We start from the raw sequence: 15,674 nt of genomic DNA, 5'->3' as shown, positions 1-15,674 counted from the left end.
AATGATCCCGGAGGCGCGGGGCGGCATGGCATCGGAACTCATGACCCGACCAAGGCCCGCGCCGGGCCGCCCGTCAAGACAAGATACTTCCAGACAAGATACTTCGAGACAACACGCTTCAAGCGCCGGGGGCCGGCGGGGTCAGGAGATAGCCGAGGCCACGGACGGTCTGGATGATGTCGACGTCGAGCTTCTTGCGGATGCGGCCGACGAAGACCTCGATGGTGTTGGAGTCGCGGTCGAAGTCCTGGTCGTAGAGATGCTCGACCAGTTCGGTGCGGGACACGACGCGCCCGGAATGGTGCATCAGGTAGGCCAGAAGCCGATATTCGTGCGAGGTCATCTTGATGGGATTGCCAGATACGCTGACCCGGCCGGTCCTGGTGTCGAGCGTGACGGGGCCACAGCTCAGCTCGCTCTGGGCATGGCCGGTGGAGCGGCGCAGCAGCGCGCGGATGCGTGCCAGCACCTCCTCCAGGTGGAACGGCTTTGCGACATAGTCGTCGGCGCCGGCATCGAAGCCCTGGACCTTGTCGCTCCAGCGGTCGCGTGCGGTGAGGATCAGGACCGGCATGGTGCGGCCGTTGCGCCGCCAGGCTTCCAGCACCGAAATGCCGTCCTTCTTCGGCAGGCCGATGTCGAGCACCACGGCGTCGTAGGGCTCGTTGTCACCGAGATAATGCCCCTCCTCTCCGTCGAAGGCGCGATCGACGACATAGCCGGCATCGGTCAGCGCCTTGGTGAGCTGGCGATTGAGATCGGGGTCGTCTTCAACGACGAGCAGGCGCACGCTTCTCTCCAGAATTAGGCCGCATGAACACCAGCAGAGATGAGCAATTCCGGCGTGAACTGAATATGAACGCGGGGAACCGGCCGCGTTACTTTTTGGTCATATACGACCTGTTCGCGGCCAACGCACTGCGCCCGCCGGGCCACCGGACGAACGGGGCATGGCGGGCGCAATGTGCCGCGTTACGCGGCGAGTCGGAAGGTACGAACCGTCCGGTCGATGTGCCGGTCAGGTCCGGAAGAACACGAACCAGATGACGGCGAGGATCAGGATCGCGAGCCCGGTCGAGATGGCAAGCAGCGCGGCCACTGACGGCCCGGGTTCGCCCTGGCGGGCCTCGGTCGCAGTTTCGACGATCTGACGTTGGTCTCGCGTGGTTACCATGGTGACCTCAAATCTCTGGCTGTCGCGTCGGATGGCCGCGACCTCCTCGCAACGTGATGTCCCGTGGCAACGCGTGATTGGATATGATGTTCCCGTTTTCACGTCGGGATCAGGCTGCAACCGTGCGCCGGGCGGCCGGTTAACGCAGTTGCAAGATTCCGCACTCCGGCTTGCTATGATTCGTTGTTCCCCGATGGTATCTTTATCTTCTGTCCCCGTTGCGTTTGGAGTAGCCCATGGCCCCCCGTGCCAATTGGAAGGGTTTTTTGCGCCTCTCGCTCGTGACCTGCCCGGTCGCGCTCTATCCGGCCACGTCGGATACCGAGAAGGTCTCGTTCAACCAGATCAATCGCAGGACCGGCCACCGGATCAAGTACCTCAAGGTCGACGCCGAGACTGGTGACGAGGTGACCTCCGAGGACATCGTCAAGGGCTACAAGGTCGACACCGACACCTATATCGAGGTCACCAAGGACGAGCTCGACGAGATCGCGCTGGACTCCACGCACACCATCGAGATCGACGAGTTCGTGCCGAAGACCGACATCGACAGCCGCTATCTGATCCGCCCCTATTATCTCGTGCCTGACGGCAAGGTCGGCCACGACGCCTTTGCGGTGATCCGCGAGACCATCCGCAGCATGGACAAGGTCGCGATCGGCCGCGTGGTGCTGACCAACCGCGAGCACATCATCGCGCTGGAGCCGCTCGATAGCGGCCTGATGGGGACGCTGCTGCGCTACCCCTACGAGGTCCGCGGCGAGAAGGACTATTTCGACGACATCCAGGACGTGAAGCTGACCAAGGACATGCTCGACCTTGCAAAGCACATCGTCGAGAAGAAGTCTGGCGCGTTCGAGCCCGAGCTGTTCGAGGACCATTACGAGACCGCGCTGATCGATCTCATCAACAAGAAGCGCAGCGGCGCGCCCATCACCGCGAAGGCCGCGCCGAAGACCGGCGGCAACGTCATCAACCTGATGGACGCCCTGAAGAAGAGCATCGCGAACGAGAAGGACGCAAGCCCCGCGGCGAAGACGGCCAAGGACACCACCAAGGACACCACCAAGGGCAAGAAGCCGAAGAAGCGCGTCGAAGGCCAGCGCGAAATGCTGCTGCCGATCGCCGGCAAGGGTGGCAAGGACGCCGCAGCGAAAGCCGCTCCCAAAAAGGCCGACAAGCCGGTGCGCGCGCCGATGCGAGCGAAGAAGGCCGGCTAGCAGCCATCGCAGCTCTCGATCTCGCCGTGATGCTTCCCCTCGCCGACCGGCCGACCTGACATGCCCTGGTCGACAGCGTTCGACGACCCCATCTCGTTAAGTGGCGGGCGCAAGCTGCGGACGTTGCAAGAGGCTGCCGATCACATCATGGGACTGCCCGAGGATACGCAGCGCGCAAGCCATTGGCAGACCGCGATCGAAACTCTGATCAGCGCGGCCGAGACCGGCGGCGGCTGGACGATGTTCGCCCGCATCGCAATGTTACGGGCGCTGAATGCGGACGGTCGGCGCGAGTGAGCCCCGCGCCCCGCTCAAGAACAGGCTCAACAATCCGTTAAGCCGAGCCAGCGCTTTCAGCGCCTGCCTGCGGTCGCGGGGGCGGCACGTAATCCTACGGAAGACAAAATTAACCGCCGGTTCCCGCTCAGCGCAGCATGGTCGCCCTTCGATTGAACCCGGGGTTTGCAGGCTCGTGCAGCAGCAGGACGCCAGAAAGAAGTACATCGGCCTCGTGAACGATACGGCCGAGGAAGAGAGCCTCGCCGGCAACTCCGCGCGGGTGCAGCCGCGCGTGGTGAGCTATCTGGCCGGACGCCTTGCTGCGGTGCTGAAACGCCCCGGCAAGGCCGCGCCGGAACGCCCGATCTCGTCCTGAGACGGGACGACGACCTCGGCAAATGCATCTGAATTGGGTGACGGAACCTTAAGTCAATCGATGACACCATACAAACCGCAGGTGAGGACCATCCGACCTGCGTTTTGACGCGCCCACGAAAAATTAATGAATCACTTTATCATTCCGATAACGGCACCAGCCTACGTTGGACGGATGAACAGGAGTTGACGATGACTGTGATCAGGTCATTTCTTGCCGATGAAAATGGTGCCACCGCCATCGAGTATTGCCTGATCGCCGTCGGCATCGCGCTCGCGATCATCACGGCCGTGAACAACACGGGCAGCGCACTGCTGAGCGGCAAGTTCAACTCGATCGACGCGGCGGTGAAGTAGCCGGCATCGCCGGCGCTCCACAATTCCGGCAGTGCGGGCTAAGACGGGCGCAAATGCAACTGGCGATCGGCTTCCATTCGCTCTCCCGCGGTGAGAGCGCGCTGAACCGCGACCCAGCTCAGGAGCGCGATTGCCAGACCTGCGGCCACATCGCAAAAGTAATGGCTTCCGTCCACCGGGGTCGCGGCAATCATCGCAACATTGAGCAACGCGGCGATCCAGCCGAAATATCTGACCGGCCAAAGGGCCAGCAGGAACAGAAGTCCAAGCGCCGCATGCAAGCTCGGAAAGCTGATGATTCCTTCGGCCCCCTCCGCCACCAGATGGCGGAAAGTCCCGTCTCGCAATCCAAAGAATACGGGAAGGGGTAGATCTCGCGTCACCGGTACGATGGCGGGAGAATCAACTATCGACAGATGCAAGTAACCCCAAACTCCCTGCGCCGGCATCAGACTAGAAACGCCGATTGTCAGAAGCGTCGTCAGCACGAAGCTCAGCATGAAGATGCGCAATCGCAGGGCGTGCCCTGTCGCAGCCAGCAAGACGACGACGGCCGTCGTCTGCACGGTAAAGCTCGCATACGCAGTCGCAAGTATTCGATGCAGAAGCGGCGCAGCGTTCATCGCGGCAAGCCACGCCATCCAGTCAAAGCCAAAACGCTGATCCAGTGCGGCGAGGTCGCCGTCCCATAGCGGAAATGCCGCGCCTGCCGCGACATACGACAGAGGCGCTGCCACCGCCGCAAACGCAATGATCTGGGCGGTGCTGATCAGCGCGCCGGCAAGAGCCGCGTCCCTCCTGATGGTTGCGTAGAACCAGCTCATCAAGATGAGCAGGCCGGCAACGAGGGCGGCCTTCCGGAATGAAAGCCATTCAATTTGGAAGGGCCCGAGCGTCGACGCGATCAACACGGCGCCGGCCGTGGCGCCGATCGCGATCCAGACGACACGATCGGCCTGCTTCGCCCGGTCGAGGTGGATATCAGCCGGGCTCAGCGTGTCCGTCATGGGGCATCCGATCGCCGGCCTGTTCGTCACGGCTCTCTTGTCACGCTAGCGGGGCAAAATTGCGCCTCCGTTAATGCGGTGGCCCTAAGTTGATTTTTGCGAGCTTCGCAGTATGGCGTTGTGTCGTGCAGTTGCGCCATCGTCGAGCGCAGGCTCAAACCCCAGCGGCCCGACATGGTGTCTTCCGATAGGCCAATCTTGAAAATCCCGGCTCCCCCTGGCCTGGACCGGTCCGTGACTTTGGTCGTTTTTGCCGTGCTGGCGGTCGCCTCGTTCCTTCCTGTGCTGCTGACCCCCATTCCCGCGATGGTCGATTATCCCAATCACCTCGCCCGCATGTACATTCTGAGCCAGAACGGCACCCCCGACGCCAATCCGCATTACGAGGTGGCCTGGGCTTTCTATCCCAACCTGGGAATGGATCTGCTGGTCCCGCAGATGGCGCGGCTGATCAGCGTCGAGAACGCCACGCGGCTGTTTCTGCTCCTGAGCCAATTATTGATCGTCGGGGGCGCGCTTCTGGTCGAATGGGCCCGGAAGGGACGCGTCCATCTCGCCGGCTTTGCGGCGCTCGCCTTCCTTTACTGTCTGCCGTTCAGCTGGGGCTTCGTCAATTTCGAGTTCGGACTGGGCCTCGCTCTCTGGGGCATCGCCGTCTATCTGATGCTGGCGGAACGCCGATGGCCACTGCGTTTCGTCGTCAACATGGTCTTCGTCGCGGCGCTGTTTGCGGCGCACTTCTTCTCCCTCGGCATCTACGGCGCGACGCTTGGCCTTTACGAGCTCTCGCGCATTTGCGATCGGCGAACATCGTACCGGGTCGCCGCCGCGCGGCTCGGCGCGTTGGCTCTGCCGGCGCTTGTTCTGTTTGGGATCATGCGCATGACCGCGGGATCGATCGGAAGCGAAGGTACGAGCTGGTTCCTCGAATTCAAGCCGATCTGGCCGTTGCGGATCATGAACGGCTACAATTTGACGGTCGCGGCGACGACCGGGCTGGCGCTGATGATCTCGCTGCTGTTCGCCGCAAGACGCGGCGTCCTCAAGCTCGAGCCAGCCGGGATCTGGCTCGCGATCGGCTTTGCGCTGCTGTTCGTCGTCATTCCCTCAAAGCTGTTCGGGACCTCGTTCGTCGACCTCCGCGTGATTCCCGCGGCAGCTCTGATCCTGCCCGCCTTCTGCTCGCTGTCGCTGCCCAGTCGGACATGGCGAATGGCTGCGCTCGCCGCGATCAGCGGCATCACATTGATCAATCTCGCCGTCGTCTTCGCGGTCTGGTTGCCTTACCGCACCGACTATGCGGCCATCGTCGAGTCGTTCCACAAGATCGACCGCGGCTCACGCGTCCTTGTCGCCGGTACGGACGACAGTGGAGACCCGCCCTTCGCCGACCTCACCTCATATCCAATGTATTATGCGCCGACGCTGGCCGTGCACTACGCCAACGCGTTCGTGCCCAATGTATTCACGGAAGCGGGCAAGCAGCCCCTGCGAACACGCGAGGCCGTGCGCCGTCTTGCCATTCCCGACGGCGGGCTAGTGCCGTCAGGCCTGCTTACCGCGATTGCGACAAGCCAGCCGCCGGCGGACGTCCCGCCATCTTTGCGCACCTGGTACCAGGATTATAACTATCTCTATGTGCTTGGACCGCTGGCCCCGAACCCGCTGCCGGATCTGCTGGAAGTGCTGGACGCATCGGAGCGATTTGTTCTCTACAAGATCCGCCGCAGGTCCTAGACCGGAGCAGCGCTGCCCAGCATGGTTAATCGGGCATCACCACCGCATCACCTATTGGAAGCCACCGCGGCGCCCATACCTTTAGCGGTTGTGGCAAGGCCACCTTAACCACCGCCGATATAGACTTCCGCTCCTGCAATGAGTTGGACTCTCTCGCATGGCGGCCAGTTTCCAGTCGATCCGCTACAGCCTCGTCATCCCCGTGTTCAACGAGGAAGCCGTGTTGCCGGTCCTGCTGCGCAGGCTCGACCTGGTCTTGTCCCGGCTCGACGGGCCGGCAGAAGCGATCTTCGTCGACGACGGCAGCAGCGATTCCAGCTCGATCGTGCTGCGGGCGCTCGCCATGCGCGACCCGCGCTATCGCTATATCGGGCTGTCGCGAAATTTCGGCCATCAGATCGCCATCACCGCCGGCATGGACGCCGCGCAAGGTGAAGCGATCATCGTCATGGATGCCGACCTGCAGGATCCGCCCGAAGTGATCGAGCAATTGATCGCGAAATGGCAGGAAGGCAACGACATCGTCCATGCCCGCCGCCTGTCGCGCGACGGCGAAAGCCGATTCAAGCGTGCAACCGCGCATCTCTTCTACCGGCTTCTCGGCAGGATGTCCTCGGTCGGCATCCCCGCCGATGTCGGCGACTTCCGCCTGATCGATCGCAAGGTGCTCGACGCACTTCGGCAGATGCCGGAGCAGGACCGCTACGTACGCGGCATGATCGCCTGGCTTGGCTTCAGGCAGACCGAGGTCGCCTTCCACCGCCTCGAACGCGCAGCGGGCGAAACCAAATACCCGCTGTTCAAGATGGTGCGGCTCGCGATGAACGCCGCGCTTGGCTTTTCCGATCTCCCCTTGCGATTCGCGATCTGGTGCGGATTGACCGTCTCGGGACTCGCACTGCTCTACGGCGGCTGGGTGATCCTGTTGTGGCTCAGCAACGACAGTCACCTTGTCACCGGCTGGTCCTCGACGATGGTCGTCGTGTCCCTGCTGTGTGGAATCAACATGCTGATGACGGGCATCGTGGGGCTTTACGTGGGCCGCATCCATGCCGAGGTGAAACGCCGCCCGCTCTACGTGGTGCAGACGCGCGCTGGCTTCGACCGCAACGACGCGGCGGCCGCACCCGCGATCCACGCCGTCAACGAGTGACCGAGCTTTTCGACGACTGTCACGATCACTACCGTGACGTGGTCCCAATCCTCGATCGGCTTCTGCGGTTTGCCGCATTATAGGCGCCGCCTTGAATACCGTTTGACCTATCTTTGCGGCGTATCTCGCCGCTTGTGCACAACCGCCACATCGTCGCTGTAGACGCGCTGCCACTGGGGCAGCCGGTCGAGCATCGCTATCGCCGGTGTCCGCGGTGCGAGCAGCGTCGCGCCGATGTTGTATTCGTCGAGCAACTTGAGGAAGTCTCCGAGGTCGACCAGCGCTATGGCACGATTGTAGCGGTCGATGAAGGGTCCCCCGTACAGTTCGGCACGACCATCGATAAAGGTTGGAATGCCGGCAAAGATCAAATAGCCGCCGAAGGAATAATCGTTGAGCACATGCCCCGTCTTGGCGAGGTTGGCTTCAGCGATGGCAGTTCGAGGGGTGATGACCGGAGCCGGCAGTAGGTCACGCGCCAGCGCCGCCCCGCTCGCCACGATCAACACACCGAGCGCGGCCAGGCTCAGGCCGCGCGACGAACCGGCCGCATCGTCCCTGGTCGGGCCGCCGAACTTCCGGCCCAGCGGGGCCGCCAGATAGAGCGGCGCCAGCACGGCCAGCAGATCCGCATTGCGTACTTGTGCTAGCGAGAAATGGAGCAAGCCGATCACCACCAGGGCCCGCACGACCGGCAGCGTCACGCCGCCGCGCGCGAGCGCAAAGATGCCGCCCAGCAGCAGCAACTCGAAGCCTCCTACGTGGCTGAAATCTTGCGGCCGCCATTCCGAGATCCAACCGAGCGCGGGGCCAAGGCCGAGTGTCGTCAGCGGCATCAGCAGCGGTTCCGGCCCGTGGGGCGTCAGGCAGGACACTGCGACTGCGAGTGCCGTGAATGGTATCCACCGCAGGATCACATGCCGCCATTCGCTACGCTTCTCGCGCAGCAGCGCCTCGATCACCGCAGGGCCAATCAACCCAAGCGCCAGCACCCCGCTGCCGTGCAGATTGGCCCACAAGATCAGCAGCGGCAGGGCCCAGTACGGCGGCGGCCCTTCACGATCCATGCAGCGCACCAGGGCAGCCGCCCAGGTCACCATCACCGGCAGCACCAACACGTGTGGCCGCGCCAGCATATGCGGCGCCAACAGGATGACGGCCGCGATCACCATGAGTAGCGTATGGGTTGGCGAAAGCTCGCGCAGCAGGAAGGACGTGAACAAGCCAAAGGCGAGCGCTATCGCCGCCGCGGCGACGACGACGACGCCCGGCCAGCCGGCAAGCGCGTAGGCTCCGGCATAGATGACCTCCGAGAGCCATTCGAAGGTGATCCAGGGCGCGCCGTGCCTCGAAAAGGAAAAAGGGTCGCTCGTCGGCAGGGTGCCATGCGCGATGATCCAGCGCCCGAGCTCGACATGAGAATAGCTGTCGGGATCACTGAGCAGCCGCGGTCCAAGGATCAGCAACAGGACATAGACACCAAGGCCCACCAGCCAGGGAAGCGCCGCACGCGCCGAAAACGGTTGAACCTCGCTGTGGACGATTTGGTCACTCATGGCGAGCGCAAGTTAAGGCGCAAGCGTTAAATTCCTCTTTGACACTCACCGCGCCTGGCCCTGTGCGGGCGGGCCGGTCACTCTTTGTGAACCATATTCCCGGCAGCGAAATTCGGGCTGCGGCGCTTTGACGACCATGTGAGTCCTGATACCCTTCGCACCGTCGATCGACGAACCACAGCTGCTTGAAGGATGCGGATGAGAAGCGTGATGCTCTTGGCTTTCACCCTCATCTTTGTCGGCGTCTGGTCGCAGGACGGCGCGAGAGGGCAGACTTCGGTCACCCCTCCAGTTTCCCTTGTTCCGCCCAATGCATCGCCGCCGCATGTTGGCGCCAAAAATTCCAGACCTCCGCCGGCAGCATCCATCAGAGAGGCTTCGCCGCCGGTGATCGGCGGGCTTCCATCGGCGCCGAACCCGGCCGCCGACTACGATGGCTTCAGCGCAGGCGCCGGCGACGACAATGACATCTCGAGTCAAGTAGTCCCGCCTGTGAGGTCACACACTGCAAAGCGCTCCAGGGCCGATCAGGGTCCTAAAGGCGGCGCGGCTGAGCAATTGATCGATCAAGAAGACGAGGCGTTGAAACGCAAGCTGATGATCTGCCAAAGCTGCAAGTAAGCGGTCGTAGTCCGGATGGAGCGCAGCGAAATTCGGCTCCGATCTATCCGGGTGGAATGGCCCCCGAATTGCGCTGCGCTCCATCCGGCTACGGCAGCTCGCTGCATAGCTGATCTACCGCGGCTCTCATCCGCTCGCGCTTTACCCTCTCCCCGATTCCTGATCCTCTATCCCTAATCAGCCGGATCAACCGGCCTGCCCAGGGAGAGAGACGCCATGAAGCTCGGCACCGCGATTGCGGAAATCATGAAGCGCGAGGGGATCGAGATCCTCTGCGGCTATCCCGTCAACCATTTGATCGAGCATGCGGCGAAGGCCGATATCCGCCCGGTGATGGTACGGCAGGAGCGCGTCGGCATCCACATGGCGGATGCGATCTCGCGGGTGACCTCGGGACGCAGCATCGGCGCGTTCTGCATGCAGCATGGCCCCGGTGCAGAGAACGCGATGGGCGGCGTCGCGCAATGCTACGGCGAATCCGTTCCCGTGCTGGTGCTGCCAATGGGCTATCAGCGCCGGCTTGCGCATATCGAGCCGAACTTCAGTTCCAGCGAGGCGATGAAGCCATTTTCGAAATCATCCGAGCCGATCATCCTGGCCGCCGAGGTCGCCAATATTTTTCGCCGCGCGTTCACGAAACTAAAGAACGGCCGCGGTGGTCCCGTCATCGTCGAAATTCCTGCTGACATGTGGAACGAGGAGGTGCCGGAGCCGCTGAACTACACGCCGGTGCTGCGCACCCGCTATGGCGCCGATCCCGTTCATGTGAAGGAAGCTGCCGCGCTGCTCGTCAACGCCAAGCGCCCGGTGATCTATGCCGGCCAAGGCGTGCATTACGCCCAGGCATGGGCGCAACTGAAACGGCTCGCCGAGCGGCTCGCCATTCCCGTCACCACCAGCCTCGGGGGCAAATCGTCGTTCCCGGAAACCCATCCGCTCTCGCTCGGCTCCGGCGGCCTTGCCGTGCCGCGCGCGGTGCCAAAATTCCTCGCCGAGGCCGACGTCATCCTCGGTATCGGGTGCTCCTTCACCGAAACTAATTTCGGCATCGCGATGCCGAAGGGCAAGACCATCATCCATTCGACGCTCGATCCGAACCATCTCAACAAGGACGTGGAAGCCAGGATCGGCCTAGTCGGCGATGCTGGGCTCGTGCTCGACGCGCTGCTAGAAGAGATCGGCAGGACCGTCACCGCGGATCGCGACGCATCGGCGGTCGTAGCCGAAATCGCGGCCTCGCACGAGGCGTGGCTGGCGAAATGGATGCCGAAGCTCACCAGCAATGACGCGCCCTTGAGCCCCTATCGCGTGCTGTGGGACCTGCAACACACCGTCGACGTCAGCAACACCATCATCACCCACGATGCCGGCAGCCCGCGCGACCAGCTCTCGCCGTTCTGGAAGTCGGTCGAGCCCCTCACCTATCTCGGCTGGGGCAAGACGACGCAGCTCGGCTACGGCCTTGGGCTGGCAATGGGCGCCAAGCTCGCAAAGCCCGACAAGCTCTGCATCAATGTCTGGGGCGACGCGGCGATCGGCTTCACCGGCATGGATTTCGAGACCGCAGTGCGCGAGCGCATCCCGATCATGTCGATCCTCCTGAATAATTTTTCGATGGCGATCGAATTGAAGGTGATGCCGATCTCGACCGAAAAATTTCGTTCGACCGACATTTCCGGCGACTACGCCGCGATGGCGCGCGCCTTCGGCGGCTATGGCGAGCGGGTGACGAGGCCTGAGGACATCATTCCTGCGATCAAGCGTGGCATCCAGAAGACGCGGGAAGGCGTTCCGGTGCTGCTGGAGTTCATCACCAGCAAGGAGACCGAGGTGTCGCGGCCGGGCACGTGAAGCGGGCCGTGTTTTGGCGACAAACTCACTGGGGCGGGCGCTGGCTCCGGCCGCAGGAGATGTGATAATCCGCCCTGGTGCCGCGCATGTCGCTGCATCAAGCCGGATTGCGAATGACCAGCCCTACCAACGACATCGAGGAACTCGAGCGCCTGTTACAATCGGCCTCAGCCGAAAACGCGCAGCTTCGCAGCGAGCTTGCGACTGCGCGCGATCGTCAGCGCGCCAGCGCCGGGATCTTGCGCACCATCGCGGCCTCTCCGTCCGATGCCCGGCCGGTCTTCGAGGCGATTGCGTCCAGCTCCAGGCATTTGCTCGGCGGCTTCTCCGCCACCGTGCTTCAATTCATCGGCGACGAGCTGCACCTCGTGGCGTTTACACCAACGAGCCCCGAGGCGGACGAAGGGCTCAAGGCCTCGTTCCCGCGCAAGATTGCCGACTTTCCAACCTTCGCCCTGGTGCGTGGCGGCGAGACGATCCAGTTTCCAGATAGCGAAGCTGCGGACGTCCCGGAGCTGAACCGGAGCCTTGCACGGCTGCGTGGCTTCCGCAGCGTGTTGTTCATGCCGCTGATGAACCGGGGTGCCCCGGTCGGCATGATCAGCGTCACGCGCGCCGAGCCCGGCGCGTTCGCGGCCGACCTCGTGCAGCTGCTCCAGACCTTTGCCGACCAGGCCGTGATCGCGATCGAGAATGCGCGCCTGTTCAACGAGACGCGCGAGACGCTGGAGCGCCAGACCACCAGCGCCGACATTTTGAAAGTGATGGCCGCTTCACCGTCCGACGTACAGCCGGTGTTCGACGCCATCGCCGCCAACGCCAACCGGCTGATCGGCGGCTTCTCCACCGCGGTGCTGCGCTATATCGACGGCGCCGCGCACCTTGCGGCTTTCACGCCGACCGATCCGGCCGGCGATCGCGTGCTCCAGTCCTCGTTCCCGGTGCCCTTCGCGCAGTTCCCGCCCTACCAGCTCGTGGCCCATGGTGCGGCGGCGCAATTGCCCGACACCGAGCTCGAACCGGCGGCCCGCGACATCGCGCGCGCCCGCGGCTACCGCAGCATGCTGTTCGCACCCTTGATGAGCGACGGCGAGGCCATTGGAATCATCATTGCCACGCGGCGAGCGACGGGCGCTTTCGGCGAGCATCATGTGCGGCTGCTGCAGACCTTCGCCGACCAGGCGGTGATCGCGATCAAGAATGTCAGCTTGTTCAACGCCACGAGGGAAGCGCTGGAACGGCAGACCGCGACCGCCGACATCCTCAAGGTGATCGCGGCCTCGCCCGCGGACGTGACGCCGGTGTTCCAGGCGATCTCCGACAGCGCCAAGACGCTGATCGGCGGACATTCCTCCACTGTCACCCGCGTCATCGACGGCCTGCTGCATCTGGCGGCCTTTACCACTGACGTTGAGGCCGGCAACGCGGATCTGCTCAGCTCGTTCCCCGCGCCGCTGTCGGCATCCGGCATTCACAGCCGGGTGGCGACGAGCGGAGAGTTCGCATTCCGAAGCGACATGCAGAACGAGCCCGACCTCACGGACGCCATGAGGGAACTGGCGCGGACCAGAGGTTATCGCAGCATCCTCGTGATCCCGATGCTGCGCGACGGCGTTGCGATCGGCACTATCGGCGTGACGAGGCCGGAGGCCGGTCCTTTCCCGGACAAGGCGATCGCCTTGCTCAAGACCTTTGCCGACCAGGCCGTGATCGCCATCGAGAACACGCGGCTGTTCAACGAGGTGCAGGACCGCACCAGGGAGCTCGCCAAATCGCTCGACGATTTGCGCGCCGCCCAAGACCGGCTGGTCCAGACCGAGAAGCTGGCCTCGCTCGGCCAGCTCACTGCCGGCATCGCGCACGAGATCAAGAACCCGCTCAACTTCGTCAACAATTTCGCGTCGCTCTCCGCCGAGCTGACCGACGAGCTGAACGAGGCGCTCGCGCCTGTCCCGCTCGCGGACGACGTCCGTAGCGAAGTCGACGAGCTGACCGGGCTTCTGAAGGACAACCTCGCGAAAATCGTTCAGCACGGAACGCGCGCCGATTCTATCGTCAAGAACATGCTGCTGCATTCCCGCGAGGGCGGCGGCGAGCATCGGCTGAGCGACATCAACGCGCTGGTCGAAGAGAGCCTCAACCTCGCCTATCACGGCGCCCGCGCCGAGAAGCCGCAGTTCGACGTGACGCTGAAGCGCGAGCTCGATCCCGCGGCCGGGCAAGCGGAAGTGTTTCCGCAGGAGATCACCCGGGTGCTGCTGAACTTGATCTCGAACGGTTTTTACGCGGTCGCCAAGCGCAAGGCGGATAATGGCGCCGGCGACTACGACCCGATCGTGACCGCGACGACGCGCGATCGCGGCGACAGCATCGAGATCCGCATCCGCGACAACGGCACCGGCATCCCGCACGAGGTGAAGGAGAAGATGTTCAATCCGTTCTTCACCACCAAGCCGGCCGGCGAAGGCACCGGCCTCGGATTGTCGATGAGCCACGACATCGTGGTAAAGCAGCACGGCGGCACGATCGACGTCGCGACCGAGCCCGGCGCGTTCACGGAGTTCAGGATTCTGCTGCCGCGCAAGAGCCGCTTTGCGGAGAACAACAAGGGATAGCGTTACCGGGAGGGTGTCTTGAAGGGTCTCGCGTGGTTCTTTCGGCGGCAACTGCTCTCGCTGTCCGGCGTCGGCCTCATTCTGGGCGCGCTGTTCTTCGCGGCCGCGCTCACGCCAACGCTGATCCCGCGCAGCTATCTCACGCAAGGTGCGCTTGCCGGCGGCTGCTTCGCGATCGGCTACCTCGCCGGCGTCCTGTGGCGCCGGCTGTGGCACTATCTCGAATTGCCCGAACCGTCGGCGCGCGCACGAACAATTGCGAATGCGCTGGCGGCAGTCGGCTGCCTGCTCCTCGTCATCGTCTTCCTCTGGCGCACAACCGAATGGCAGAATTCGATCCGCAGTGTGATGAAGATGGCCCCGGTCGAGACCGCGCATCCACTCAAGGTCTGCGTCATTGCCATAGTCACGTTCGCGGTGCTGCTGGCGCTGGGGCGGCTGTTTGTGCTTGTCGCCCGCTTCCTTGCCGCACGCAAACGGCGCCTCATGCCGCGGAGGATCGCGAACGTCATCGGCGTGCTCGTTGCAGGCCTGCTGTTCTGGGCGATCGCCAGCAACATCCTGGTCCGCATGGCGTTCAACGCGCTTGATTCGTCCTTCCGTGAACTCGACGCCTTGCACGAGCCCGAGCGGCCGCAGCCGACCGATCCCGGTCGAACAGGAGGCGCGGCATCGCTGGTAAATTGGAGAGAGCTCGGGCGTACCGGCCGCCGATTCATCGCCTCAGGTCCGACCGCAACAGACATCGGTGCAATCACGGGAAGGCCTGCGCAGGACCCTCTGCGCGTCTATGTGGGCCTCGGCAGCCGCGACACCGCGCAGGCGCGCGCCAGGCTTGCGCTCGACGAGCTCAAGCGGCAGCACGGCTTCGACCGCAAAATCCTGATCGTCATCACGCCGACCGGCACCGGCTGGATCGATCCGTCCGCAATCGATACCGTCGAATATCTCCACCATGGCGATGTCGCAAGCGTCGCAATGCAATACTCCTATCTCAATAGCCCGCTGTCACTGCTGTTTCAGCCAGAATACGGCGCGGAGGCTGCGCGCGCGCTGTTTGCGGAAATCTACGGCTATTGGACGACGCTGCCGAAAGAAAAACGGCCGAAGCTGTATTTGCATGGGCTTAGCCTTGGCGCCATGAACTCGGAGAAATCGGCAGAACTGTTCGAGACGATCGGCGATCCCATCGCCGGCGCGCTCTGGAGCGGGCCACCGTTCGAGAGCCGCATCTGGCGCTCGGTCACCGCGAACCGCAATCCGGGCTCGCCGGCATGGCTGCCGCAATTTCGCGACAGCCGCTTCGTGCGCTTCATGAATCAAAATGGACCGACGGTGCCGGTTGACGCGCCCTGGGGTCCGATGCGGATCGTCTATCTGCAATATGCCAGTGACGCGATCACGTTCTTCGCCTACCGCGACGCCTATCGGGCCCCGGCCTGGATGAGCGCACCGCGTGGGCCGGACGTGTCGCCGGAACTGCGCTGGTATCCCATCGTCACGATGCTGCAGCTCGCCCTCGACATGGCGGTCGCAAACGGCACGCCGATGGGCTTTGGCCATGTCTACGCGCCCGAGCATTACGTCGATGCCTGGGTCGCGGTCACCGAAGTCCGTGATTGGTCCGCCGACGCACTGGCGCGGCTTAAAGAGCAGCTTGCGGCGAAGGCGCGGAAGACGAGTGAGGGCGACGCCGGAGACGATCCCTACGACGATCGCGGTGGCTAGG

General features: G+C 63.4%; 14 protein-coding genes. 10 read left to right on the top strand and 4 right to left on the bottom strand.

From position 1 onward, the window contains the following. Nucleotides 1–118: 118 nt before the first annotated feature. Nucleotides 119–790, bottom strand: a complete 672-nt coding sequence (locus IVA74_RS29325; RefSeq protein WP_247349962.1) for a response regulator transcription factor — start codon at nucleotides 788–790, stop codon at nucleotides 119–121. A 228-nt stretch (nucleotides 791–1,018) separates the two neighbouring features. Beyond that, complete coding sequence (locus tag IVA74_RS29320) at nucleotides 1,019–1,174, bottom strand: hypothetical protein (protein ID WP_247349961.1); 156 nt, start codon at nucleotides 1,172–1,174, stop codon at nucleotides 1,019–1,021. A 236-nt stretch (nucleotides 1,175–1,410) separates the two neighbouring features. Between IVA74_RS29320 and IVA74_RS29315 the strand changes: the two genes are divergently transcribed. The 4 genes from IVA74_RS29315 (at nucleotide 1,411) to IVA74_RS29300 (ending at nucleotide 3,405) form a co-directional block, all read left to right on the top strand. After that, nucleotides 1,411–2,394, top strand: a complete 984-nt coding sequence (locus IVA74_RS29315; protein ID WP_247349960.1) for a Ku protein — start codon at nucleotides 1,411–1,413, stop codon at nucleotides 2,392–2,394. 60 nt (nucleotides 2,395–2,454) lie between these two features. Beyond that, a complete protein-coding gene (locus tag IVA74_RS29310; RefSeq protein ID WP_247349958.1) occupies nucleotides 2,455–2,691 on the top strand; it encodes a hypothetical protein in 237 nt (78 codons plus the stop codon). A 175-nt stretch (nucleotides 2,692–2,866) separates the two neighbouring features. Further along, nucleotides 2,867–3,049, top strand: a complete 183-nt coding sequence (locus IVA74_RS29305; RefSeq protein WP_247349956.1) for a hypothetical protein — start codon at nucleotides 2,867–2,869, stop codon at nucleotides 3,047–3,049. Nucleotides 3,050–3,240: 191 nt separating this feature from the next. After that, nucleotides 3,241–3,405, top strand: a complete 165-nt coding sequence (locus IVA74_RS29300) for a Flp family type IVb pilin (RefSeq protein ID WP_247349953.1) — start codon at nucleotides 3,241–3,243, stop codon at nucleotides 3,403–3,405. 38 nt (nucleotides 3,406–3,443) lie between these two features. On the opposite strand, the gene IVA74_RS29295 is transcribed toward IVA74_RS29300, so the two are convergent. Continuing rightward, a complete protein-coding gene (locus IVA74_RS29295; RefSeq protein WP_247349951.1) occupies nucleotides 3,444–4,412 on the bottom strand; it encodes a phosphatase PAP2 family protein in 969 nt (322 codons plus the stop codon). A 174-nt stretch (nucleotides 4,413–4,586) separates the two neighbouring features. Between IVA74_RS29295 and IVA74_RS29290 the strand changes: the two genes are divergently transcribed. Both IVA74_RS29290 and IVA74_RS29285 read left to right on the top strand, forming a co-directional pair. After that, the gene (locus IVA74_RS29290) at nucleotides 4,587–6,149 is read left to right on the top strand and encodes a hypothetical protein (protein WP_247349950.1); all 1,563 of its coding nucleotides are present in this window, start codon (nucleotides 4,587–4,589) and stop codon (nucleotides 6,147–6,149) included. A gap of 157 nt (nucleotides 6,150–6,306) precedes the next feature. Next, complete coding sequence (locus IVA74_RS29285) at nucleotides 6,307–7,302, top strand: glycosyltransferase family 2 protein (protein WP_247349949.1); 996 nt, start codon at nucleotides 6,307–6,309, stop codon at nucleotides 7,300–7,302. Nucleotides 7,303–7,409: 107 nt separating this feature from the next. On the opposite strand, the gene IVA74_RS29280 is transcribed toward IVA74_RS29285, so the two are convergent. Continuing rightward, nucleotides 7,410–8,792, bottom strand: a complete 1,383-nt coding sequence (locus IVA74_RS29280; protein WP_247349948.1) for a hypothetical protein — start codon at nucleotides 8,790–8,792, stop codon at nucleotides 7,410–7,412. A gap of 264 nt (nucleotides 8,793–9,056) precedes the next feature. On the opposite strand from IVA74_RS29280, the gene IVA74_RS29275 reads away from it, so the two are divergent. The 4 genes from IVA74_RS29275 to IVA74_RS29260 all read left to right on the top strand — a co-directional run bounded on the left by IVA74_RS29275 (nucleotide 9,057) and on the right by IVA74_RS29260 (nucleotide 15,673). After that, on the top strand, nucleotides 9,057–9,479 hold the full coding sequence (locus IVA74_RS29275; protein ID WP_247349947.1) for a hypothetical protein: 423 nt from the start codon (nucleotides 9,057–9,059) through the stop codon (nucleotides 9,477–9,479). 195 nt (nucleotides 9,480–9,674) lie between these two features. Continuing rightward, nucleotides 9,675–11,330 carry a thiamine pyrophosphate-requiring protein gene (locus IVA74_RS29270; protein WP_256467646.1) on the top strand — a complete coding sequence of 552 codons (1,656 nt, stop codon included), beginning with the start codon at nucleotides 9,675–9,677 and terminating at the stop codon, nucleotides 11,328–11,330. Between the two features lie 113 nt (nucleotides 11,331–11,443). After that, nucleotides 11,444–13,945, top strand: coding sequence for a GAF domain-containing protein (locus IVA74_RS29265; protein WP_247349945.1), 2,502 nt, complete (start codon nucleotides 11,444–11,446; stop codon nucleotides 13,943–13,945). Nucleotides 13,946–13,963: 18 nt separating this feature from the next. Then, a complete protein-coding gene (locus IVA74_RS29260; protein ID WP_247349944.1) occupies nucleotides 13,964–15,673 on the top strand; it encodes an alpha/beta-hydrolase family protein in 1,710 nt (569 codons plus the stop codon). Nucleotide 15,674 lies beyond the last annotated feature (1 nt).

Origin of the sequence: Bradyrhizobium sp. 132, from assembly GCF_023074185.1 — a bacterium.
Taxonomy (GTDB): Bacteria; Pseudomonadota; Alphaproteobacteria; order Rhizobiales; family Xanthobacteraceae; genus Bradyrhizobium.
This window is presented reverse-complemented; position numbering and strand designations above follow the sequence as displayed.

What these genes read in the sequence shown, in the direction of transcription:
- IVA74_RS29295 (WP_247349951.1), bottom strand. Translation starts at nt 4,412, where the DNA reads ATGACGGACACGCTGAGCCCGGCTGATATCCACCTCGACCGGGCGAAG.
- IVA74_RS29310 (WP_247349958.1), top strand. Translation starts at nt 2,455, where the DNA reads ATGCCCTGGTCGACAGCGTTCGACGACCCCATCTCGTTAAGTGGCGGG.
- IVA74_RS29290 (WP_247349950.1), top strand. Translation starts at nt 4,587, where the DNA reads ATGGTGTCTTCCGATAGGCCAATCTTGAAAATCCCGGCTCCCCCTGGC.
- IVA74_RS29320 (WP_247349961.1), bottom strand. Translation starts at nt 1,174, where the DNA reads ATGGTAACCACGCGAGACCAACGTCAGATCGTCGAAACTGCGACCGAG.
- IVA74_RS29275 (WP_247349947.1), top strand. Translation starts at nt 9,057, where the DNA reads ATGAGAAGCGTGATGCTCTTGGCTTTCACCCTCATCTTTGTCGGCGTC.
- IVA74_RS29265 (WP_247349945.1), top strand. Translation starts at nt 11,444, where the DNA reads ATGACCAGCCCTACCAACGACATCGAGGAACTCGAGCGCCTGTTACAA.
- IVA74_RS29285 (WP_247349949.1), top strand. Translation starts at nt 6,307, where the DNA reads ATGGCGGCCAGTTTCCAGTCGATCCGCTACAGCCTCGTCATCCCCGTG.
- IVA74_RS29300 (WP_247349953.1), top strand. Translation starts at nt 3,241, where the DNA reads ATGACTGTGATCAGGTCATTTCTTGCCGATGAAAATGGTGCCACCGCC.
- IVA74_RS29315 (WP_247349960.1), top strand. Translation starts at nt 1,411, where the DNA reads ATGGCCCCCCGTGCCAATTGGAAGGGTTTTTTGCGCCTCTCGCTCGTG.